At 72.6% G+C, this 21,422-nt stretch carries 17 protein-coding genes; 15 read left to right on the top strand and 2 right to left on the bottom strand.

From position 1 onward, the window contains the following. The first annotated feature begins 157 nt into the window (after positions 1–157). From Acy02nite_RS42560 to Acy02nite_RS42515, 10 genes are all read left to right on the top strand, one after another. Complete coding sequence (locus tag Acy02nite_RS42560) at positions 158–1,045, top strand: NAD kinase (RefSeq protein WP_203754892.1); 888 nt, start codon at positions 158–160, stop codon at positions 1,043–1,045. Positions 1,046–1,130: 85 nt separating this feature from the next. Beyond that, on the top strand, positions 1,131–2,888 hold the full coding sequence (gene recN, locus Acy02nite_RS42555) for a DNA repair protein RecN (protein ID WP_203754890.1): 1,758 nt from the start codon (positions 1,131–1,133) through the stop codon (positions 2,886–2,888). Between the two features lie 73 nt (positions 2,889–2,961). Continuing rightward, positions 2,962–4,140: a putative cytokinetic ring protein SteA gene (gene steA / locus Acy02nite_RS42550; protein ID WP_203754888.1), complete on the top strand. Its 1,179-nt coding sequence runs from the start codon at positions 2,962–2,964 to the stop codon at positions 4,138–4,140. A 7-nt stretch (positions 4,141–4,147) separates the two neighbouring features. After that, a complete protein-coding gene (locus tag Acy02nite_RS42545; RefSeq protein WP_203754886.1) occupies positions 4,148–5,077 on the top strand; it encodes a copper transporter in 930 nt (309 codons plus the stop codon). Between the two features lie 16 nt (positions 5,078–5,093). Next, positions 5,094–5,921, top strand: coding sequence for a hypothetical protein (locus tag Acy02nite_RS42540; RefSeq protein ID WP_203754883.1), 828 nt, complete (start codon positions 5,094–5,096; stop codon positions 5,919–5,921). 332 nt (positions 5,922–6,253) lie between these two features. Beyond that, entirely contained in the window at positions 6,254–7,858 is a 1,605-nt protein-coding gene (murJ, locus tag Acy02nite_RS42535) for a murein biosynthesis integral membrane protein MurJ (RefSeq protein ID WP_203754915.1), read from the top strand. 110 nt (positions 7,859–7,968) lie between these two features. Next, the gene (locus tag Acy02nite_RS42530) at positions 7,969–9,075 is read left to right on the top strand and encodes a glycosyltransferase family 4 protein (RefSeq protein ID WP_203754880.1); all 1,107 of its coding nucleotides are present in this window, start codon (positions 7,969–7,971) and stop codon (positions 9,073–9,075) included. A gap of 64 nt (positions 9,076–9,139) precedes the next feature. Continuing rightward, positions 9,140–11,485 (top strand): hypothetical protein, encoded by a 2,346-nt coding sequence (locus Acy02nite_RS42525; RefSeq protein WP_438820874.1) that lies wholly within the window; start codon positions 9,140–9,142, stop codon positions 11,483–11,485. Positions 11,486–11,648: 163 nt separating this feature from the next. Next, complete coding sequence (pyrG, locus tag Acy02nite_RS42520) at positions 11,649–13,337, top strand: CTP synthase (protein WP_203754877.1); 1,689 nt, start codon at positions 11,649–11,651, stop codon at positions 13,335–13,337. Beyond that, complete coding sequence (locus tag Acy02nite_RS42515) at positions 13,337–13,885, top strand: NUDIX domain-containing protein (protein ID WP_203754874.1); 549 nt, start codon at positions 13,337–13,339, stop codon at positions 13,883–13,885. The genes pyrG and Acy02nite_RS42515 overlap by 1 nt, the downstream gene beginning before the upstream one ends. Positions 13,886–13,891: 6 nt before the next feature. Here the strand turns inward: Acy02nite_RS42515 and Acy02nite_RS42510 are convergent, their stop codons facing one another. After that, a complete protein-coding gene (locus Acy02nite_RS42510) occupies positions 13,892–15,280 on the bottom strand; it encodes an alpha/beta hydrolase (RefSeq protein WP_203754871.1) in 1,389 nt (462 codons plus the stop codon). A gap of 284 nt (positions 15,281–15,564) precedes the next feature. Here Acy02nite_RS42510 and Acy02nite_RS42505 point away from each other — a divergent pair, with 284 nt between their 5' ends. The 3 genes from Acy02nite_RS42505 (at position 15,565) to Acy02nite_RS42495 (ending at position 17,969) form a co-directional block, all read left to right on the top strand. Next, positions 15,565–16,767, top strand: coding sequence for an MFS transporter (locus tag Acy02nite_RS42505; RefSeq protein ID WP_203754869.1), 1,203 nt, complete (start codon positions 15,565–15,567; stop codon positions 16,765–16,767). 71 nt (positions 16,768–16,838) lie between these two features. Further along, entirely contained in the window at positions 16,839–17,255 is a 417-nt protein-coding gene (locus Acy02nite_RS42500) for a VOC family protein (protein ID WP_203754867.1), read from the top strand. A gap of 78 nt (positions 17,256–17,333) precedes the next feature. Further along, positions 17,334–17,969, top strand: coding sequence for a maleylpyruvate isomerase family mycothiol-dependent enzyme (locus Acy02nite_RS42495; RefSeq protein WP_203754865.1), 636 nt, complete (start codon positions 17,334–17,336; stop codon positions 17,967–17,969). 14 nt (positions 17,970–17,983) lie between these two features. Here the strand turns inward: Acy02nite_RS42495 and Acy02nite_RS42490 are convergent, their stop codons facing one another. Further along, positions 17,984–19,189 (bottom strand): barstar family protein, encoded by a 1,206-nt coding sequence (locus Acy02nite_RS42490; protein WP_203754863.1) that lies wholly within the window; start codon positions 19,187–19,189, stop codon positions 17,984–17,986. 126 nt (positions 19,190–19,315) lie between these two features. Here Acy02nite_RS42490 and ald point away from each other — a divergent pair, with 126 nt between their 5' ends. Together ald and xerD are read left to right on the top strand one after the other, a co-directional pair. Continuing rightward, a complete protein-coding gene (gene ald / locus Acy02nite_RS42485) occupies positions 19,316–20,431 on the top strand; it encodes an alanine dehydrogenase (protein ID WP_203754861.1) in 1,116 nt (371 codons plus the stop codon). Further along, a complete protein-coding gene (gene xerD, locus Acy02nite_RS42480) occupies positions 20,428–21,342 on the top strand; it encodes a site-specific tyrosine recombinase XerD (protein WP_203754913.1) in 915 nt (304 codons plus the stop codon). Before ald ends, xerD begins: the two co-directional genes overlap by 4 nt. The last annotated feature ends 80 nt before the right edge of the window (positions 21,343–21,422 follow it).

The following is a 21,422-nucleotide window of genomic DNA, read 5'->3' as shown; positions in this document are numbered from 1 at the left end:
ATCCGGGGGCCGCGGCGGCGGCTGAGCGCGCCGGTGAGCGGAAGCACGACGGCCCGGGGACCGCGGCGGCGGCCGGGTCCGCGGGTGAGCACGAGCACGAACGTCCGGAGCCCGCGGCGGTGCGGGCAGACCAGCCGACGGCCCTTCAGGAGGACACATGACTCGCTCGGCTCTGCTGGTGACGCACACCGGGCGCAGGCAGAGTGCGCAGCACGCCCGCACTGTCGCGCATGATCTGCTCGCCGCCGGCTTCGAGGTCCGGATCATCGCCGACGAGGTGGCCGACCTGGACCTGCCCGACGGGGTGCGCCCGGTCGACGACCAGGAGGCGGCCGAGGACATCGAGATCGTGCTGGCGCTCGGCGGTGACGGCACGTTCCTGCGCGCGGCGGAGCTGGCCCGGCCGGTGAAGGCGCCGCTGCTCGGGATCAACCTGGGCAAGGTCGGCTTCCTCGCCGAGGCCGAGATCGACCACATCGACGAGGCGGTCCGGGAGATCGTCTCCGGTGACTACACCGTGGACGAGCGGCTCACCCTGGACGTCCGCGCGGAGTATGACGGCCGCCTGATCGCCGAGTCGTGGGCGCTCAACGAGGTGACCGTGGAGAAGGGCCAGCGGGCCCAGATGCTCGAGCTGATGGTCGACGTGGACGGCCGGCCGCTGTCCCGCTACGGCTGCGACGGTGTGGTGTGCGCCACACCGACAGGGTCGACGGCGTACGCGTTCTCGGCCGGTGGCCCGGTGGTCTGGCCCGAGGTGGAGGCGCTGCTGCTGGTGCCGATCAGCGCGCACGCGTTGTTCAGCAAGCCGCTGGTGACCGCGCCGACGTCCACGTTCAAACTGACCGTCGACCCGTACACGTCGTTCGCCGTGCTCTGCTGTGACGGTCGCCGCACCTGGGACCTGCCGCCGGGCTCGATGGTGACCGTGGAGCGGGGTCAACTGCCGGTCCGGCTGGTCCGGCTGGCCCCGCGGCCGTTCACCGACACCCTGGTGGCGAAGTTCGAGCTGCCGGTGGTCGGCTGGCGGGGGAACAGGCGCTGACCGGTGCCCTCCGCGGGGGCGATTGACGCTGATCAGAAACCCCCGCGGTAGGCATTTGTCGGAGGGGCCAACTACCCTCTGCCGTGTGCTGGAGGAACTGCGCATCACCGGGCTCGGCGTCATCGACGACACGACCTTGCGGCTGTCCGCGGGGATGAACGTGATCACCGGTGAGACCGGCGCCGGCAAGACGATGGTCGTGACCGGTCTCGGACTGCTGTTCGGCGGCCGGGCCGACGCCGGCCGGGTCCGTGCCGACCCGGGTCGTGCGGTGGTCGAGGGCCGGCTGAAACTGGCGGGCACGCTCGGCGACGCGGTCCGCACCCGGATCACCGACGCCGGCGGCGAGACCGACGACGACGGCTCGCTGCTGCTGAGCCGCACGGTGACCGCCGAGGGCCGGTCCCGGGCGCACGTCGGCGGCCGCAGCATGCCGGTCTCCACCCTGAGCGAGCTGGGCGAGCAGGTGCTGGCCGTGCACGGTCAGTCCGACCAGCTGCGCCTGCTGCGCCCGAGCGAGCAGCGTTCCGCGCTGGACCGGTTCGCCGGTCCCGAGCACGAGAAGCTGCTGGACAGCTATCGCGAGGCGTTCGCCCGCTGGCGCCGGGTCGTCGAGGACCTGGCCGACCGGCGGCGCAACGCCCGCCAGCGCTCGCAGGAGGCGGACCTGCTCAAGCTCGGCCTCGACGAGATCACCCGGGTCGACCCGCAGCCGAACGAGGACGACGACCTGCGCAACGAGGTGCAGCGGCTGGAGCACGCCGAGGGCCTGCGGGTCGCCGCGGCTCTGGCGGCCCAGGCGCTGGCCGCCGGGGTGGAGGTCGCCGACGACGCGCCGGACGCGACGACGCTGCTCGGCACCGCCCGCCGCACGCTGGAGGGCCAGTCCGGCGTCGACAGCAAGCTGGGCGACCTGGCGCTGCGCCTGGAGGAGGCGGCGACCCTGGTCAGCGACGTCGCCTCGGAGTTGTCCAGCTATCTCGGCGAGCTGGACGCGGATCCGGCCCGGCTGGAGGCTATCTACGAGCGGCGGGCCGCGCTGCGCGCGCTGACCCGGAAGTATGCCGACGACATCGACGGCGTGATCGCCTGGGCGGAGAACGCGAAGACCCGCCTGACCGAGCTGGACTCGTCCGACGAGCTGCTGGACGAGCTGGACAAGGAGCGTCAGCGCCTGGCCGCCACGGTCGGCGAGCTGGCGGGCCGGCTGACCGCGGCGCGGCGCGAGGCGGCGGTCCGGTTCTCCGAGGCGGTCAGCGTCGAGCTGGCCGGGCTGGCGATGCCGCACGCGCGGGTCGAGGTGGCGGTGCTGACCCATGCCCCGTCGCGGGACGAGCCGGCCGTGACCGTCGACGGCGAGGAGTTGGGCGCCGGGCCGGACGGGGCGGACGAGGTGGAGCTGCGCCTGCTGGCCCACCCGGGCGCGCCGTCGCTGCCGCTGCAGAAGGGCGCTTCCGGTGGTGAGCTGTCCCGGGTGATGCTCGCCATCGAGGTGGTGTTCGCCGGGGCCGGCGGCCCGCCGACGCTCGTCTTCGACGAGGTGGACTCCGGTGTGGGTGGCACCGCGGCGGTCGAGATCGGGCGGCGGCTGGCGCGTCTCGCCCGTACGCATCAGGTGCTTGTCGTGACGCACCTGCCGCAGGTCGCGGCTTTCGCCGATCGTCACCTGGTGGTGGCGAAGGACACCGGCGGGGCGATCACGACGAGCGGGGTGCGGATCGTGGAGGAGACCGAGCGCGCGCGGGAGCTGTCCCGGATGCTCGCGGGCCTGCCCGATTCGGACCTGGGTATCGCCCATGCGGAGGAATTGCTGGCCGTGGCGGGGCGGGAGAAACGTGGATGATAAGTCCGGTTTGTTCATGAGTTAGAGCATGTCTAACGGGGGCCGCGTGAAGCGGCGTGTCAGGATGGCCGGGATGCGACTTCCCACCTTGCGCCGTGTGCGCACCACCGAAGCGGGCCCGGTCTCCGGCGTGGCCCGGCTCGACCGGCGCACCAAACGGCTGACCGGCCGTCTGCGGCCGGGTGAGATCGCCGTGATCGATCACGTCGACCTGGACCGGGTCGCCGCCGATTCGCTGGTGGCCTCCGGCGTGATCGCGGTGCTCAACGCCAAGCCGTCGATCTCGGGGCGCTATCCGAACCTCGGCCCGGAGGTGCTCATCCAGGGCGGCGTGGTGCTCGTCGACAACCTCGGCGAGGAGCTCTTCGGCGGCCTGCGCGAGGGCCAGGTCGTCAGCATCGAGGGCGACAAGGTGCTGCTCGACGGCACGCCGGTCGCCACCGGGGTCCGGCAGGACGCGGAGACTGTCGCGAAGGCCATGGCCGACGCGCGCGACGGCCTGTCCGTCCAGCTCGAGGCGTTCGCCGCGAACACCATGGACTATCTGAAGCAGGAGCGTGACCTGCTCCTGGACGGCGTCGGTGTGCCGGAGGTGCAGACCCGCATCGGCGGGCGGCACGTGCTCATCGTGGTCCGGGGTTACGACTACAAGGAGGATCTGGATGTCCTCCGGCCGTACATCCGGGAGTACAAACCGGTCCTGATCGGGGTCGACGGCGGCGCGGACGCGCTGGTGGAGAACGGCTACACCCCCGACATGATCATCGGGGACATGGACTCGGTCACCGACGACGTGCTGCGCTGCGGCGCCGAGGTGGTCGTGCACGCCTATCCGGACGGGCGCGCCCCCGGCCTCGAGCGGGTCAGCAACCTGGGCGTCGACGCGCTCACCTTCCCGGCCGCGGCCACCAGCGAGGATCTCGCGATGCTGCTCGCCGACGAGAAGGGCGCGTCCCTGATCGTCGCGGTCGGCACCCACGCGAACCTCGTCGAGTTCCTGGACAAGGGGCGCGGTGGCATGGCCTCCACGTTCCTGACCCGGCTCAAGGTCGGTGGCAAGCTGGTCGACGCGAAGGGCGTCAGCCGGCTCTACCGGCAGAACATCTCCGGCTCGGCGCTGCTGCTGCTGGTCCTCTCGGCGGTGGCCGCCATGGCGGCGGCCGTGGCAGTCTCCACGGTGGGGAAGGCGTATCTCACCGTGGTGTCCGAGTGGTGGGACAATCTCGTCTTTACGCTGGGCAATCTTTTCTGAGGGCGTCGTGATCAACTTCCGGTACCACGTGGTGTCGCTCACCGCGGTCTTCCTCGCGCTCGCGATCGGCCTGGTGGTCGGCACCGCGGCGCTCAACGGCCCGGTCTCGGAGAACCTCCGCGCCCAGCTCACCGCGCTGAACAAGGACAACAACGCCAAGCGCGACCAGGTCAACCAGTACAAGGACGAGCTCAACCGCAACCAGGACTTCGCCAACGAGACCGCTCCGTACGTGCTGACCGGCAAGCTCGCCACCCGCAAGATCGCGGTGGTGGCGCTGCCCGGCGGGGCCGACTCGGCGGAGGGCGTGGCGAAGATGCTCACCGTGGCCGGCGCGACGATCACCGCCCGGATCACGATGGAGGACAAGTTCGTCGACCCGAACAACGCGAACGAGCTGCTCGACCTCGCCGATCAGTCCTCGCAGCCGACGATCCCGGCGGCCCTGCTGCCGTCCAACAGCGACGGGGTGGAGACCGCGAGCGCCCTGCTCGGGCTCACCCTGCTGCAGGGTTCGGCCGTGATCAACCCGGACGACGTGACCGCTGTGCTGGCCACGCTCTCCAAGCCGGGCTACATCTCGGTGGCCGACAAGTCGGTCGGTGGCGCCGAGATGATCGTGCTGGTCGCCGGCCCGCCGCCGACCGACAAGGACGCCACGAAGAAGACGCAGAACGCGGTCACCGTGGCCAACCAGCTGCACCGCAACCGCCCGCTGGTGGTGGCCGGCACCAGCGTCGGCGACAACAACCTGGTCGCCGAGATCCGCAGCGATCCGACCCTGGTCAAGGAGATCTCCACGGTGGACAACGCGAGCACCGTGCAGGGCCAGGTGGCGACCGCGATGGCAACCCACGAGCGGCTGCTGCAGAACAAGATCGGGCAGTACGGACTGGCCGCCGGCGCCACCTCGCTGGTGCCGTCCGCGGCGCCGTAAGGCAGACTCTGCTGCCATGGCATTTCTGCGTTCGCTCGGGACCGGCGCCCTGGTCGCGCGTGCTGTGCTCGGCTGGGTGAGCCGCGATCCGAACGCGGCGGCCCTGCGCCGGACCAACTTCCACGGGCGGGCCGTCACGCTCGCCGGTGGTCCCGCGCTCGCCGCCGGTGCCACGATCGGCGCGGCCACGGGCGCGGCGACCGGCCGGCTCGCGGCCGCCGCGGTGACGGCCGGCGCGGTCAGCGGCGCGGTCGGCCTCTACGACGACATCGTCGGCAACCGTCCCGATCAGAAGACCGCGAAGGGGTTCGCCGGTCACCTCGGCGCGCTCCGCGAGGGCCGGGTGACCAGCGGCCTCGTCAAGATCGGCGGGGTGGGCGCGGCCGGGCTGGTGGCTTCGGCGCTGATCGGCAGCCGCCGCACCGGCGTCGTCGGCCGCGGCGTCGACGTGCTCCTCGGCGCGGGCGTCGTGGCCGGTGCCGCGAACCTGCTCAACCTGCTCGACCTGCGTCCCGGCCGCGCGCTGAAGGCCGGTCTCGTCCTCGGGGCGCCGCTGCTGGCGGGCCGGAACGCGTCGATGACCGCGGGCACGCTCGGTGCGAGCGCCGCGCTGCTCCCGGCCGACCTCGGCGAGGAGATCATGCTCGGTGACTCCGGGGCGAATGCGCTCGGGGCGCTGCTCGGGGTGGCGTACACCGCGCGGACCGGCACTTCCGGCCGGCTGACCGCGCTGGCCGTGATCGCCGGGCTCACCGCGGTGAGCGAGAAGATCAGTTTCACCAAGGTCATCCAGGACACGCCGTGGCTGCGCCGGCTCGACGAGATCGGCCGCCGTCCGGCGTGAGCTCCGCGAAGGACTCCGGCGCCGCTTCCGCGTCGCCGTCCGGCCCGGAGGTGCCCCCGACGGCCGGGGCGGGTGTCGTTTCCGGTCAGAGCACGGGCCCGAAGACCGAAAGTGATCAAAATCGGGCTGTGGGCGGTGCCGGTGGGCGGTCGGCCGCCGGGTCCGCTTCCGGTGCGGTTTCCGACATTTGCCGTACGGAGAAATCGGGCGATTCCGCGTCGCCGGGCCGGTCGGAAACGGGCAGCGTGGCCGCGGGAGTGCCGACCAGTGGCGCCGCGAACGCGGGCAGCGTGGCCGCGGGCGAGCAGGAGTCGGGCAGCGCCGCGGGAGTGGTGGAGGCGCGCGGGGTCGGCGGTGGTGCGGGCGGGGCGGCGGCCAGGATCGCGGGCGCGGCGGCGCTGATCACGGTTCTGACGATCGTCGCCCGGATCGCCGGCTTCGGCCGCACCGTGGTCTTCTACTACACCGTCGGCGAGGGCGGCCACGGCAACCTCCCCGACCTGTACTTCGCCGCCAACACCGTCCCGAACATCATCTTCGAGCTGGTCGCCGGTGGAGCCCTGGCCAGCCTGGTGGTCCCGCTGCTGGCGGGCGCGGTGGCCGACGGCGACCGGCAGCGGGTCAGCCGGATCACCTCGTCGCTGATCACCTGGATGCTCGCGCTCACCGTCCCGCTGGCAGTGGCCATCGCCCTGGCCGCGGGCCCGATCACCGGGCTGCTGGACGGCGTGACGCCCGAGCATCAGCAGATCGCCGCCCGGATGTTGCGGGTCTTCGCGCCGCAGCTGCCGCTCTACGGCGTCGGCATCGTGCTGACCGGCGTGCTGCAGGCCCACCACCGGTTCGCCTGGCCGGTGATCGCGCCGCTGCTGTCCAGCCTGACGGTGATGACGGCGTACCTCACCTACGCCGGGATCGACGGCGCGCGCACCGACTTCGCCGGCCTCACCGGCGCCGGGGAGCTGACGCTGAGCGCCGGCACCACGCTCGGCGTCGTCGTGCTGACCCTCTGCCTGCTGATTCCGCTGCGCCCGCTGCGGTTGCGGCTGCGGCCGGGGTTCCGGTTCCCGGGTGACGAGGGCCGCCAGGCGGTCCGGCTCGGCTGGGCGGGCGCGGTCACGGTCGGCGCGCAGCAGGTGGTGGCGGCGCTGGTGGTCACGCTCGGCGCGCAGCAGCTGGCCCGGTACACCGGGGCGCAGACCGTCTTCCTGCTGCCCTGGGCGGTGCTCGCGGTGCCGCTGGCGACGGCGGTCTACCCACGGCTCGCGGACGCGGTGGTCCGGCGGGACGAGCGGGCGTACGCCGGGGCCCTGTCCGGCACGGCCCGCTCGATCGTGCTGCTCGCCGGGCTGGGCATGGCCGCGCTCGGTGGGCTGGCCGTCCCCGCGACCTACCTGATGAACGCCGGGGGAGCGGCGCCGGCCGTCGTCGGTTTCGCGCCCGGCCTGCTCGGCTATGCGCTGTTCGCGCTGCTCTCCCGGGCGCTCTACGCCCGTGGCGGGACGGTCGCGGCCGCGGTCGCCGCGGGGGTGGGCTGGTTGTGCGCCGGGATCGCGGTCGTGATCGTCACGGCGGTCAGCGACGGTGGCACGCAGCTGGCCGGGCTCGGCCTGGCGAATGCGCTGGGCATGACGGTGACCGGGGTGCTGCTGGTGCTGGCGGTGCGCCGGCACGCGGGCCCGGAGTCGCTGGCCGGTCTGGGCCGGGCGAGTCTCGCCGCGACCGTCGCGGCCGGGGTCGCGGGCCTGGCCGGCTGGGCCGTGGTGACCGGGCTGAGGTCGGCGTTCTGGCCGGAGCCGGGAATCCTGGGCAGCCTGGTGGAGGGGGTGCTCGGCGGGATCGTGGTCGCGGCGGTCTTCGCCGCTGTCGCGTTCGTGCTGGACCGGCGCGATCTGTTCCCGCTGGTCACCACGCTGACCCGGCGGCTGCGCCGGTGAGACGGCCGGGCCGCGGTCGCCCCCGTTGTCTGCCGGGCCGGGGGACGTGTGAGGGTTAACCGGGAGGCGACGGGGACGCGAACACCCGTCCGGGAAGGGGTACGACGGTCGTGAGCAGCGACGACGGGTGGCGCGGTTCGGTCGTGCTGGTGCTCGGCTCCGCCACCGGCGGCACCGGCGGGCACGTCCTCTCGCTGGCCCGCGGCCTGGTCGCGGCCGGCTGCAAGGTCGTGGTCTGTGGCCCGGCCGCCAACGACGAGCACTACGGCTTCAGCACGGCCGGGGTGGAGTATGCGCCGGTCGAGATTCCGGCCGACCCCGGCCCGCAGGACTCGGGGGCGGTCCGGGCGTTGCGCCGGGCGATCGCCGGGCGGGACGCCGACGTGATCCACGCGCACGGGCTGCGGGCGGCGTTCGTGGCGGCACTGGCCCGCACGGGCGTGCCGCTCGTGGTGACCTGGCACAACGCCGTACTGGCGAAGGGTCTTCGTGGTCAGGCGGGCGCGCTGGTCGAGCGGATCGTCGTGCGCAACGCCGCGCTCACCCTCGGCGCCTCGGAGGATCTCGTGGAGCGCGCGATCGCGGTCGGCGCGCGCAACGCCCGGCTCGGCCCGGTCGCCGCGCCCACGATGCGGCCGCCGAAACGGACCCGGCAGGCGGTGCGCGCCGAGTTCCGGGTGAAGCCGACCACGCCGCTGATCCTGTCGGTCGGGCGGCTGCACCCACAGAAGAACTACGACATGCTGGTCGACGCCGCCGCCCGCTGGCGTGAGCTGGACCCGGCCCCGGTGATCGTGGTCGCCGGTGCCGGCCCGAGCTACATGTCGCTGGCACAGCGGGCGTCACGCACGCACGCTCCCTTCCACCTGCTCGGGCACCGCGGCGACGTGCCGGATCTGCTGCTCGGCGCGGACCTGGCGGTGGTCACCAGCGACTGGGAGGCGCGGCAGCTGTTCGCGCAGGAGGCGCTGCGGGCCGGGGTGCCGCTGGTCACGACGGCGGTCGGCGGGCTGCCGGGGCTGGTGGGGGACGCGGCTGTGCTGATTCCGCCGCGGGACCTGGATGCGCTGGATCATGCCGTACGGGAAATCCTGTCTGATTCTGATCTCCGAGCGGACCTTGCCGCCCGCGGCCCCGCGCAAGCCGCCGGCTGGCCGGGGGAGACCGACGTGGTGAACGCCGTCCGTGCCGCCTATGCCGAGGTCAGCGCCTCATGAGCGAGAGATCGTCCGGCTCGGTGACCTACTCGTGGCGATGCCGGAGCGCAGCGGAGGTGGCGGCGTGAGCGGCCGGCTCGACCGCATCCGGCGGGTCCGCCCACCGGGCACGCCACGCGGGCGCCGCGCCGCTGTCTGGGTGCCGTCCGTGCTCGTCGTCCTGATCGCGATCGCCAGCCTGATCGGGCTCACGATCCGCCCGGAGGGGCAGGACCGGCGCGGCGCCGCCGACTACGTGGTGGTCGCCGCGGCGGCCGGGCTGCGCTGGGACGATCTCGACGCGCGGCGCACGCCGGCGTTGTGGCAGGAGGCGACGAAGGGCTCGACCGGCTGGCTGTCGGTGCGCTCGGCGCACGAGGTGACCTGCCCGGCGGACGGCTGGCTGACGCTCGGCGCCGGCAACTACGCGGCGTGGGACACCCGGGCGGTGACCGGGAAGTGCCCGGTGGTCTCGCCGGCGGTGACCCGGCCGGACGCGATCGGCGCGAGCGTGACCGACCAGAACACGGTGGTGCGCACGAACCAGGAACGGCTGCCCTACGGCACCACTCCGGGCGCGCTGGCCGAGTCGGTCCGCTGCACGGTGGCGGTCGGCCCGAACGCCGCGGTCGCCGCCGCCCGCCCGTTCGGCCGCGTCGACCAGTACGCCGAGACGCTCCCCGCCGACCCGGGGGAACTTCTCTCCGAGTGCGTGCTGAGCATCGTCGACCTGGGCACGATCACCGGCACGGGCGCCGAGCGCGAGGCCGCTGTCGCCGCCGCCGACGCGGTCCTGGCCCGCGTGCTGGCGGCCCGCCCGGAGCGGTCGACGATGCTGATCGCCGGGGTCGCGGACACCGACACCACCTCCCGCCTGCACGTGGCGATCGCCGAGGGCGAGGGCTGGGACGGCGGCTGGCTGACCTCGGCCGGCACCGGCCGCGAAGGCTATCTGCAACTGGTCGACCTGGCGCCGACGGTGCTGGCGGTGCTCGGCAAGGCGGCGCCGGAGAAGCTTTTCGCCGGGTACGCCGCGACCGTCTCGACCGGCCGCACAGCCGACCCGGCCGCGGCCATGCAGGGGCGCAACGACGCCGACCGGCGCGCGATCGCCCAGCACGGGGTCGCGTCGATCTTCTTCACGGTCCTCGCCGGCGTGCAGGTGCTGCTCTTCGCCGCGCTCGTGCCGGTGCTGATGCGCGCCCGCCGGCACGCCGGCCCGGTCGCTCCGCCGCTGCCCCCGCGCCGGCTCGTGGCGGTGCTGGAGGCGGCCCTGATCGCGGCGGCCCTGGCGATCCCGGCGGCGCTGGTCGCCGACGTGGCGCCGTGGTGGAGCGCCGACCATCCGGCCTGGATGTTCGGCGCCGCGACGTTCGTGCTGATGCTGCTCGGCACCGCCGCCGTGCGCCTCGGCCCGCGCTACCGGATGACGCTCTGGCCGATGGGCGCGACCGCGACCCTGAGCGGCATCGTGATCGGCGTGGACCTGCTGACCGGCGCGCGGCTGCAGCTCAACGGTGTGGCGGGTTACTCGGCCACGCACGGGGTGCGGTACGCCGGCCTGGGCAGCGTCGGCCTGGGCGTCTTCGTCGCCGCGCTGCTGCTCGGCGCGGGCTGCCTCGCCCAGTGGGTCGGCAAGACGTGGCGGCCCGTGGTGATGGTGCTCTTCGGCGGTCTCGGCGTGGTCATGGTCGGCAGCCCCTACCTGGGGGCGGACCCGGTCGGCGCGATAGCGGTGACCGCCGGGGTGTGCGTGGCCGCGGCGATGAGCTCCGGCGGCTGGCTCACCTTCGCGCGGGTCGCCTGGGCGGCGGTCGGCGCGATCGCGGTGACCGTCAGCTTCGCCGCGTTCGACCTGCACCGGTCCGCCCTCGAGCAGGGCACGCTGGGCCGGTTCCTGACCGCGCTGGCCAGCGGTACGGCGGGCCCGGCGATGCAGCGGGCCGTCGCGGCGAACGGGCAGGCGCTGGTGGACAGCCCGCTCAGCCTGCTGGCCCTGGCCGGGGCGCTGATGCTGGCGTTCGGCCAGTTCTCCCCGTGGGGTGGCCTGAGCCGGGTGTACGGCCTGCATCCGGCGCTGCGCGCGGCGGTCGCCGGCACGGTGGTGGCGTCGCTCACCGCCGGGATCTTCGGCGGGACCGCGCTCGGGGTGGCCGGCGCGGCCGCCGCGACCGCCGTTCCGGTCGCCGTGCTGACCGCGCTGCGGGTGCTGCTGCACGCCGCGGACCGCACCCTGCCGCCGGGGGAGACCGAGGGCCCGGGCGGCCCGTTGCTGCGCAAGGACGACGGCGGCCCGTTGCCGGGCGAGACCGATGGTGGCTCGGCGCCGAGTGAGGCCGATGGCGGCTTGTCGGCGGGTGAGGGCCGCGGCGATTCCTTGTCCCGTGACGTCGGTGAGGATCAACGGACAGTGACCGAGTCGCCCGGCTGAGTCGGCACGCGGCGCAAAACCGATGCCAAATCGTAGGAACACGCACGCCGAGCAGCCCGAACGTGGCGGGCCTGGGAATCAGTGTTACGGTGAACTCCCGTGGATGGGGCGATGAAGCCCCGGTCTGCACTCTTCACCTGACAGGCGACCACGGGAGCGGGCTTTGGCCTCAACAGTGCGTGACACTCGGCACATCTTCGTCACCGGGGGCGTCGCCTCCTCGCTGGGCAAGGGCCTCACCGCCTCCAGTCTCGGCAACCTGCTCACCGCCCGCGGTCTCCGCGTCGTGATGCAGAAGCTCGACCCCTACCTGAACGTCGATCCCGGAACGATGAACCCGTTCCAGCACGGTGAGGTCTTCGTCACCGAGGACGGCGCCGAGACCGACCTGGACGTCGGGCATTACGAGCGCTTCCTGGACCGTGACCTCTCCGGCAAGGCGAACGTCACGACCGGCCAGGTCTACTCGGCCGTCATCGCCCGCGAGCGGCGCGGGGAGTACCTGGGCGACACCGTTCAGGTGATCCCGCACATCACGAACGAGATCAAGAGCCGGATCTTCGCGATGGCCGACCCGGACGAGAACGGCCTGGTCCCCGACGTGGTGATCACCGAGGTCGGCGGCACGGTCGGCGACATGGAGTCGCTGCCGTTCCTGGAGGCGATCCGTCAGGTCCGGCACGAGGTCGGCCGGGACCGGGTCTTCTACCTGCACGTGTCGCTGGTGCCCTACCTCGCCCCGTCCGGTGAGCTCAAGACCAAGCCGACCCAGCACTCGGTGGCCGCGCTGCGCAACATCGGCATCCAGCCGGATGCGCTGATCTGCCGCAGCGACCGGGAGATCCCCGAGAAGATGAAGGAGAAGCTGGCGCTCTACTGCGACGTCGACGTCGAGGCGGTCATCGGCTGCCCGGACGCGCCGAGCATCTACGACATCCCGAAGGTGCTGCACGACGGGGGCCTGGACGCGTACGTCGTACGCAGGCTGGGTCTGTCCTTCCGGGACGTGAACTGGAAGACCTGGAACGACCTGCTGGAGCGCGTGCACCACCCGAAGCGCACGATCACCATCGCGCTCGTCGGCAAGTACGTGGATCTGCCCGACGCCTACCTGTCGGTGACCGAGGCGATCCGCGCGGCCGGTTTCGGCAACACCGTGAAGATCAAGATCCGGTGGGTGCCGAGCGACAGCTGCGAGACCCCGGCCGGCGCGGCGACCGCGCTCAAGGGCGTCGACGGCATCGTGATCCCGGGCGGCTTCGGCGTGCGCGGCATCGAGGGCAAGGTCAACACCTCGCGGTTCGCGCGGGAGAACGGCATCCCGATCCTCGGCCTTTGCCTCGGCCTGCAGTGCATGACCATCGACGCGGCCCGCAACCTCGCCGGTCTCGCGGGCGCCAACTCGCTGGAGTTCGACGAGACCGCGGCGTACCCGGTGATCTCCACGATGGCCGACCAGGAGGACATCGTGGCCGGCAAGGGCGACATGGGCGGCACCATGCGGCTCGGCGCCTACCCGGCCACGCTCAAGGAGGGCTCGATCGTCGCCGAGGTCTACGGCGCGACCGAGATCTCCGAGCGGCACCGGCACCGCTACGAGGTGAACAACGACTACCGCGACAAGCTGTCGCAGTCCGGCCTGGTCTTCTCCGGCACCTCGCCGGACGGGCGGCTCGTCGAGTTCATCGAGCTGGACCGCGCGACGCACCCGTACTTCGTGGCCACCCAGGCGCACCCGGAGCTGAAGAGCCGGCCGACGCGGCCGCACCCGCTCTTCGACGGGCTGATCAAGGCCGCCGTGGTCTACAACGCCGCGGACGAGCTGCCGGTCGAGCCGGTCGAGGCCTCTTGATGGGCTTCGAGCACGAGGTCGTCGGGACCACCGAGCGTTACCGCGGGGCGATCTTCGACGTGGTCACCGACGAGGTGACCATGTCCGACGGCGGGACCGCCAAGCGCGACGTCGTCCGCAACAAGGGCGCGGTCGTCGTGGTCGCGCTCGACGACGACGACCGGGTGGTGCTGATCAAGCAGTACCGGCACGCGCTCGGCAAGCGGATCTGGGAGCTGCCCGCCGGGCTGCGCGACGTCGACGGCGAGGACCCGGCGGTGGCCGCGGCCCGTGAGCTCGCCGAGGAGGTCGACCTCACCGCCGGCCGGATGGAGAGGCTCGTCGAGCTGCACACGTCGCCCGGGTTCAGCACCGAGCACGTGCTGGTCTATCTGGCACGTGAGCTGGCGCCGGTGCCGGACGCGGAGCGCTTCGACCGGCACGACGAGGAGGCCGACCTGGAGGTCGTCCGGGTCAGCCTCGACGACGCGATCGCGATGATCTTCCGCGGGGAGATCACCAATGCGGCAGCGGTGGCCGGGCTGCTCGCTGCGGCGCGGGCTCGCTGATCGTTTTCAGTCCGCCGCCGGGCAGGACGCGCCCGGCGGCGGCACCGTCAGATCGATCAGATAGCGGTCGATCACGGCCTCCGTGCAGTCGCTCGCCTGATACTTCCCGTGGCCCGAGCCCAGGTAGGTGACCAGCCGTCCGCTGCTCCCCAGCTCGGCCGCCACGTGCCGGGCCCAGGCGTAGGGCGTCCGCGGGTCGTGCACCGCGTTGAACACCAGCAGCGGCGTCGAGGTGTGCACCCGGAGGCGGTGCGGAGGGTTCGCGACCGGCTGTGACCAGCCCAGACAGGTCCGGACCGCGAGCAGCCCCGCTCCGTAGCGGACATCCGGCGCCGCCTTCCCGGCGATGTCCACCAGCTGCCGGTACGACCGGAAGTCGCGCACGTCCGCCGGGAAGTCCGCGCAGAACACCCCGGCAGCCACGTCCAGCGGCGGAACCTTCGGCGGGATCCCGTCGGCCAGATCCTTGATCGTCCCGGCCAGCGCGGGCCACCGGGGAGTCAGCGCCATCGGCAGCGCGGCGACCTCGAAAGAGGTCAACGGTGCGTATCCGCCCTGGTCCGCGTTTTCCAGGATGGAGCGCCAGGTGGCCCGGACGTCGGTGCCGTGCAGCACGCACTCGGCCGTGGTGACCCGGTCGCACCAGGCCACGAACTCGTCGAACGCGTCCTGCGCGCCGGCCGCCTCCGAGCGAACGAAAGCGGTCAGCGGCAGGTCGTGGTCGAAGACGCTCTCCAGCACGATCGCGCGCACCCGGCCGGGGAACTGCTCCGCGTACATCTGACCCAGCAGCGTCCCGTAGGAGCTGCCGTGGAACGTCAGCCGCCGCTCGCCGAGCGCCTGCCGCAGCGCGTCCAGATCCTTCGCGAGCGTCACCGAGTCGGCGTTCCCGAAGACCTTGCTGGTCGCGGCGCACTGCGCCCAGTAGGCGCGATTCGTGGCCACGGCGTCGTCGAAGTCGGCCTGGTCGCGCAGGACGAAGGACGGGGCATCCGGCCGCGGCGCGCACGTGGGTGCGGCCGTCCGGCGGACGGTACGGGGATCGAAGCTCACGATGTCGAACCGCGCCATTTGCTCGTCGCTGAACCGGTCGCCCTTGCGGACCCGTTCCACTCCCGAGTCGCTCGGCCCGCCCGGCCCGAAGACGAGCGCGCCCACCTTGTGGTCCTGATCCGTGGCGAACCGTTTCGCGACCGCCATCCCGAACGTCGGCCCGTGCGGGTCCGCCCAGTCCACGGGCAGTGTCAGGGTCGCGCAGACCACCACCCGCCGGTCCGGTGGATAGCGCGGGACGTCGTCGGCGCAGTCACCCCAGTCCAGGCCCGGCGGCCGGTGGGCGAGCCCCGCCGGGGTGACGGTCAGGGCAAGCGCGGTGATCAGGGCGGCCAGCTGCACGGCGACTCCTCGGATCCAGTGACGCGGACCGATTCATCGTTCGCCCGGGACGTCCACCGGCCAATCGGGATCGTCCCCTAATGTCCCCCCGGAGATCGCCAGCCGCGCCCGTGGCACCGACCGGCAATACACCATTCCCGGCGAGCGGGTGGTCCCGCTGCTCGTGATCCTCGCCGCTGCGGCATAGTCATTGATCGATCGTCCGATTGATGGTCCGATAGTCCACGATGATCGGTTTGCGGGGAGCCATCGGAAAAGTCCTCCCACCGGCCGGACTGCCCCGCATGCTCGCGGTGCAGAACGCCCTGTGGGGTGTCGGCGTCGGCACCTTCCTGGCCGGCAGCGTCGTGTTCTACAGCGTGTACGTCGGCCTGAGCCCGGTCCGGATCGGCATCGGCCTGTCAGTGGCCGGTGCCGTGGCGGTGGTCGGCTCGATGCCGCTCGGCCACCTGGCCGACGTGCTGGGCGGCCGGCGGGCCTGGGCGCTCGGGTCGGCGGCGCGGGCCGCGGCGTTCGCGGCCTACCCGCTGGCGCACAGCTTCTGGCCGTTCCTGCTGCTGATGGTGATCCAGACCGCGACGGACACGCTCTCCAGCAGCGGCCGGGTGGTCTACACCGCGGCCGCGATCACGCCGGAGAACCGGGTCCGGGTGATGGCGTTCAGCCGGGCCTACCTCAACGTGGGCTGGACGGTCGGGGCCGGGCTCGGCGCCGGCGCGCTGGCCCTCGACTCCCGGCTCGGGCTGCTGCTCCTGGTCTTCACCGCAAGCGGGGTGTCGGCGGTCAACGCGATCTGCGTGACCCGGATGCCGGCCGTCGCGCCGGCCCTCGCGCCCGACGATCCGCGGCCCAGCCCGTGGACGGTGCTGCGGGACGTGCCGTACGCCGCGGGTTCGGCCGTCTACGGCTTCCTCTGGCTGCACACCATCCTCTGGAACGATGTGCTCCCGCTCTGGGTGATCACCCGTACGGACGTGCCGAAACCGGTGCTCGGCGGGCTGGTCGCGCTGAACACCGTGCTGGCCGTGGCCTTCCAGGTCCGGGCCACCCGGGGTGCCGGCACCATGCCGGGCGTCATCCGGCTGACCCGGGTGGCGGCGCTGTGCGCGGCCGTCGCCTGCCCGATCGCGGCGGCCACCGGGACGACCCACGGCTGGCCGACCGCGGCGCTGCTGTTTCTCGCCGTGCTGCTGTTCACCGCCACCGAGCTGGGGATCTCCGCCGGGCAGTGGCACATCCAGGTGGAGATTCCGCCGGCCGCGCAGCGCGGGGTCTACACCGGGCTGGACCGCTCGATGCAGGGGGTGACCCGGATGGCCGGGCCGGCCGGGCTCACCCTGCTGGTCATCGGCAGCGGCGGATGGGGCTGGTGGGTGATCGGCGCCGCGTTCGTGGTGTGCGCGCTGGCCGTACGCCCGGTGATGGCCTGGATCGAGCGCACCCCGCGCACCGCCGACCGTCTCGCCGGCCGCCTGGGCGGTGTTTGATCCTCCGGCCGGTCGTCTGTTTCCGCCGGACCGGGGTAGTAGGTTCGGCGCGCCTGACGACAGGAGGAGACATGAGCTTTCCGAGACTGCAGTCGATCGTGCTGGACACGCCGGACGCACGCCGGCTGGCCGAGTTCTACCGTCACCTGCTCGGGCTGGAATACCGGCCCGGCGACGAGCCCCCGGCGCCGGGGGAGGACGACGTGAAGGGGCGGGACTGGCTGGTGCTCGTCGGGGCCGGTGGCGTGCGGCTGGCGTTCCAGCAGGAGCCGGGGCTGAAGCCGACCACCTGGCCGGACGGGACGGTCCCGCAGCAGTTGCACCTGGACACCGTCGTCGGCTCGATCGAGGAGCTGAACCGGCAGCACGAGCGGGCGCTGAGCCTCGGCGCGACGCTGCGCTTCGACCGCAGCGACGACCCGGAGGAGCCGCTGCGCGTCTACGCCGACCCGGCCGGCCACACGCTGTGCATCTTCGTCGGGGAGTAGGTGTCGATCGATGGGCGCAGCTCGATTGTGAGAGATCATTTGCGTAGCGGGACGGTTCCACACGGTAACTTGTCCATCGTGGACCTTGTGTCGATGATCGCCGATGAGCGAATCCGTATGGCGGAGCTGATCGAGACGTTGAAGCCGAGCCAGCTCTACACGATGAGCCTGTGCGAGGGCTGGACGGTGCACGAGGTCGCCGCGCACCTGTGCGCGCCGTGGATCTTCGGGGCGCGCCGGATCGTTCCGGCGATCGTCCGGCACGGCTTCCGGGTGCACCGCGCGAATGCCGAGCTGGTCCGTGACCTGGCCGTGGACCTGTCGGCGGAGGAGATCGCCCAGCAGTTGCGGCTGAACGCGGACTTCATCTTCCCTCCGCGCATCGTCGTGCCGCTCGGGCAGCTCACCGATCTGCAGGTGCACGGGCAGGACATCTGCCGCCCGCTGGGGCTGACCCGCGATCTGGTCCCGGAACGGATGCTGCCGTCGCTGGAGTTCCTGCTCAGCCCGAAGGCCCGTGGCTCGTTCGTGCCGCGTGGCCGGCTCGACGGGTTGCGATTCATCGCCGAGGACCTGGACTGGGTGGGCGGCCAGGGGTTGCTCACCGTCCGGGGCCGCGGGGAGGCGCTACTGCTGGCGCTGACCGGCCGGCCCGTCGTGCTGGACGAGCTGACCGGCAGCGGGGTCGCCGCGCTGCGCGCCCGGATCACTTGAACGGCACCCGCCGATCAGCGGAGCTCGACGTCGACCCCGTCCTCGGCGAGCCAGGCGAGCAGGTGGTCCATCGTCACGGCCGGGCAGAAGTCGCGCCGGTCGTAACCGGGCACCAGATGCTTGCGGGCCACCGCCGAGTCGTGCCAGACCAGCCGGAAGCCGGGCGCCGCGCCCCAGTCGCCGAGCAGGCAGTCGTGCAGCGCGCCGGCGTTCCAGCCGAAGTAGCCGCCCGGGCCGTTGATCGCCTCGCCGATCGCGCAGTAGAACCCGTCCTCGTCGGTGACATGTCGCCCGTCCAGGTGATATGTCCGCCCGGAGGGCCGGTCCGGCCCCGGCCGGTGGTGCGCGAGCGCCGCGCCGGCCCACTCGTGCCGCAGCGCCGCCGGGTACGCCGCCCACAGTCCCGTCGCGGTCGGCCGCCCCGCCCGCCAGTGTTCCCAGATCTCCCGGGCGCCGCTCGGACGTCCGCCTTTGATCGCATCCCCGTACGCGCTTTCGAACGTCACGTCGAGCAGGCCGTCCCCGAGCACCGACGGCCGCACCGCGGACACCTCGGCGCCCAGTCCACTGTCCAGCATGTGGGTCGCGGTCCCGTCGTCGGCCACGCTGTAGATCGACGCGATGATCATCCGCCGGTGCCGTGCCGAGCCCCGCTGCAGCGCGTCGATCGCCCGCGACAGCCGCGGCTCGGGCCGGCAGCCGATCAGGGTGGCGGGCCGTGGCAGCCGTTCCGGCCTGGGGCGGAACACCCCGGTCACGTCCTGGCAGGTGCCGAACGTCTCCTCGCCCTCGCCGGTGATCCCGGTCAGCACGTACCCGTCGGCCTCGGGCGCACGGTCCGGCCCGCGCCGGCGTTTGCGGTGCTCGGGGTCGATCCGGAGCCGGCCCTCCAGGGTGACGTCGAAGACGCCGAAGCCGGTCGGGCGCACGTCGACCACGCTCAGGTCGAGGAGTTCCTCGGTGCACTCCCAGCACTCGCGGGGGTGCTTGGAGTCGGGCCGGTGGATCGTCTCCAGACCGATATTGCCCACCCAGGTGGCGCCGAAGCCGTCGCAGGCCGCGCGTAGTGCACCGGCCGGGGCGCAGCCCAGCAGCGTGTACCGCTCGACCGGCAGCTCACCCGGGTCGGCGAAGAGGCCGTCGATGTCGGCGCACGCCGCCACCACCGCGTCGCCGTCGTCGATGTTCTGGTCGACGAGAAGCCAGGGAAAGCCGGTCACCGGGCGACCGTACCGGTTCCCTGCCGTACGACGGACATGGGGATCAGTGCGTATGAACCGGGGTAGTCTGCGGCGGATAAGGACATATCGCGCAACGCAACGTCGCGGTGACGCAGGGAGAGTGCTGTGCAGGTCGGGGTACCCAGCGAGGTCAAGAACAACGAGTTCCGGGTGGCGATCACCCCGGCCGGGGTCTTCGAGTTCGCCCGCGCCGGGCACCAGGTGTTCGTGCAGAGCGCCGCCGGCATGGGCTCGTCGATCACCGACACGGACTTCCGCGACGCCGGCGCGACGATCCTGCCGGACGCCGACGCGGTCTGGGCCGAGGCCGAGCTGATCCTCAAGGTCAAGGAGCCGGTCGCCAGCGAGTACCACCGGATGCGCGAGGGCCAGGTGCTCTTCACCTACCTGCACCTGGCCGCCTCCAAGGAGTGCACCGACGCGCTGATCGACAAGCGGGTCACCGGGATCGCCTACGAGACGGTCGAGCTGCCGGACCGCTCGCTGCCGCTGCTCGCCCCGATGTCCGAGGTGGCCGGACGCCTCGCGCCGCAGGTCGGGGCGTACCACCTGATGCGCCAGGGCGGCGGGCGCGGGGTGCTGATGGGCGGCGTCCCCGGCGTCTACGCGGCGAAGGTCGTCGTCATCGGGGCCGGCGTCTCCGGGATGAACGCGGCCGCGATCGCGCTCGGCATGCAGGGCGAGGTGAAACTGCTCGACCGCAACATCGCCCGGCTGCGTGCCGCCGACGCCGACTACCGCGGCCACCTGCAGACGATCGCCTCCAACGCGTACGAGATCGAGAAGGCCGTGCTCGACGCGGACCTGGTCGTCGGAGCGGTGCTGGTGCCGGGTGCGAAAGCGCCGACCCTGATCTCCAACGACCTCGTCGAGCGGATGAAGCCGGGCAGCGTGCTCGTCGACATCTCGATCGACCAGGGCGGCTGCTTCGAGGCGTCCCGGCCGACCACGCACGACGACCCGACCTACCGGGTGCACGGCTCGATGTTCTACTGCGTCGCGAACATGCCCGGCGCCGTGCCGCACACCAGTACCTACGCGCTCACCAACGTGACTCTCCCGTACGCTCTGGAACTGGCCAACCGGGGCTGGCGTGCCGCGCTGCGCAACGACCCGGCGCTGGCCGCGGGCCTGAACACGCACGCCGGGCACGTGGTCTACGGGCCGGTGGCCGAGGCGCACGGCATGCCGGTGACCCCGCTGACGGAGGTGCTCAGCTGACACTCGATCGGGCGATAACGGCTTACCTCGACCATCTCGGCGTGGAGCGTGGCCTGTCCCGCAACACGCTCGCGTCGTACCGGCGTGATCTCGACCGCTACGCCGGGCAGCTCGCCGCGGCGGGGATCACCGAGCTCGCCGACGTGCGCCCGGCCGACGTCACCCGGCACCTGGCCGCGTTGCGCGAGAGCGGTCTGGCCTCCTCGTCCGCGGCGCGCGCGATCAGCGCGGTGCGCGGCCTGCACCGGTTCGCCGTCCGCGAGCGCCTGGTCGCGCACGACGTCTCCGCCGACGTGCACCCGCCGGCCCCGCCGAAGCGGCTGCCCAAGGCCCTCGACGTGAGTCAGGTCGAGCGGCTGCTCGCGACGCCGGCCACGGACTCGCCGCTGGGCCTGCGCGACCGGGCGCTGCTGGAGTTCCTCTACGGCACCGGGGCGCGGATCTCCGAGGCGGTCGGCGCCGACATCGACGACCTGGACCTCGGTGAGGACAGCGGGGCGGTGCTGCGCGGCAAGGGCGGGCGCACCCGGCTCGTCCCGGTCGGCGGTTACGCCAAAGCCGCGCTGCAGGCCTATCTGGTACGGGCGCGACCGTCACTCTCCGAGAACGGGCGCGGCACCCCGGCGATCTTCCTCAACGCCCGTGGCGGCCGGCTCTCCCGGCAGAGCGCCTGGACCGTCCTGCACCGCTGCGCGATCGCGGCGGGTCTCCCGGTGGACGGTCCGTACGCGGTCAGTCCACACACGCTGCGTCACTCCTACGCCACGCATCTGCTCGACGGCGGCGCCGACGTGCGGGTCGTGCAGGAACTGCTGGGACACGCCTCGGTCACCACGACACAGGTGTATACGCTGGTGACCGTCGAGCGCCTGCGGGAGGTCTACGCGACTTCTCATCCGCGCGCTCGTTAGAAGCTACGCATCCATAGGTGCGACACGCCGAACGGCTGACCCCGGAGGGACGGCACGTGTGGCGTACAGTCGGGCTTCGA

This window comes from Actinoplanes cyaneus (assembly GCF_016862095.1).
Lineage (GTDB): Bacteria > Actinomycetota > Actinomycetes > Mycobacteriales > Micromonosporaceae > Actinoplanes > Actinoplanes cyaneus.
Note: the sequence above shows the minus strand (reverse complement) of the source record. Positions and strands in the feature narration are given on the sequence as shown.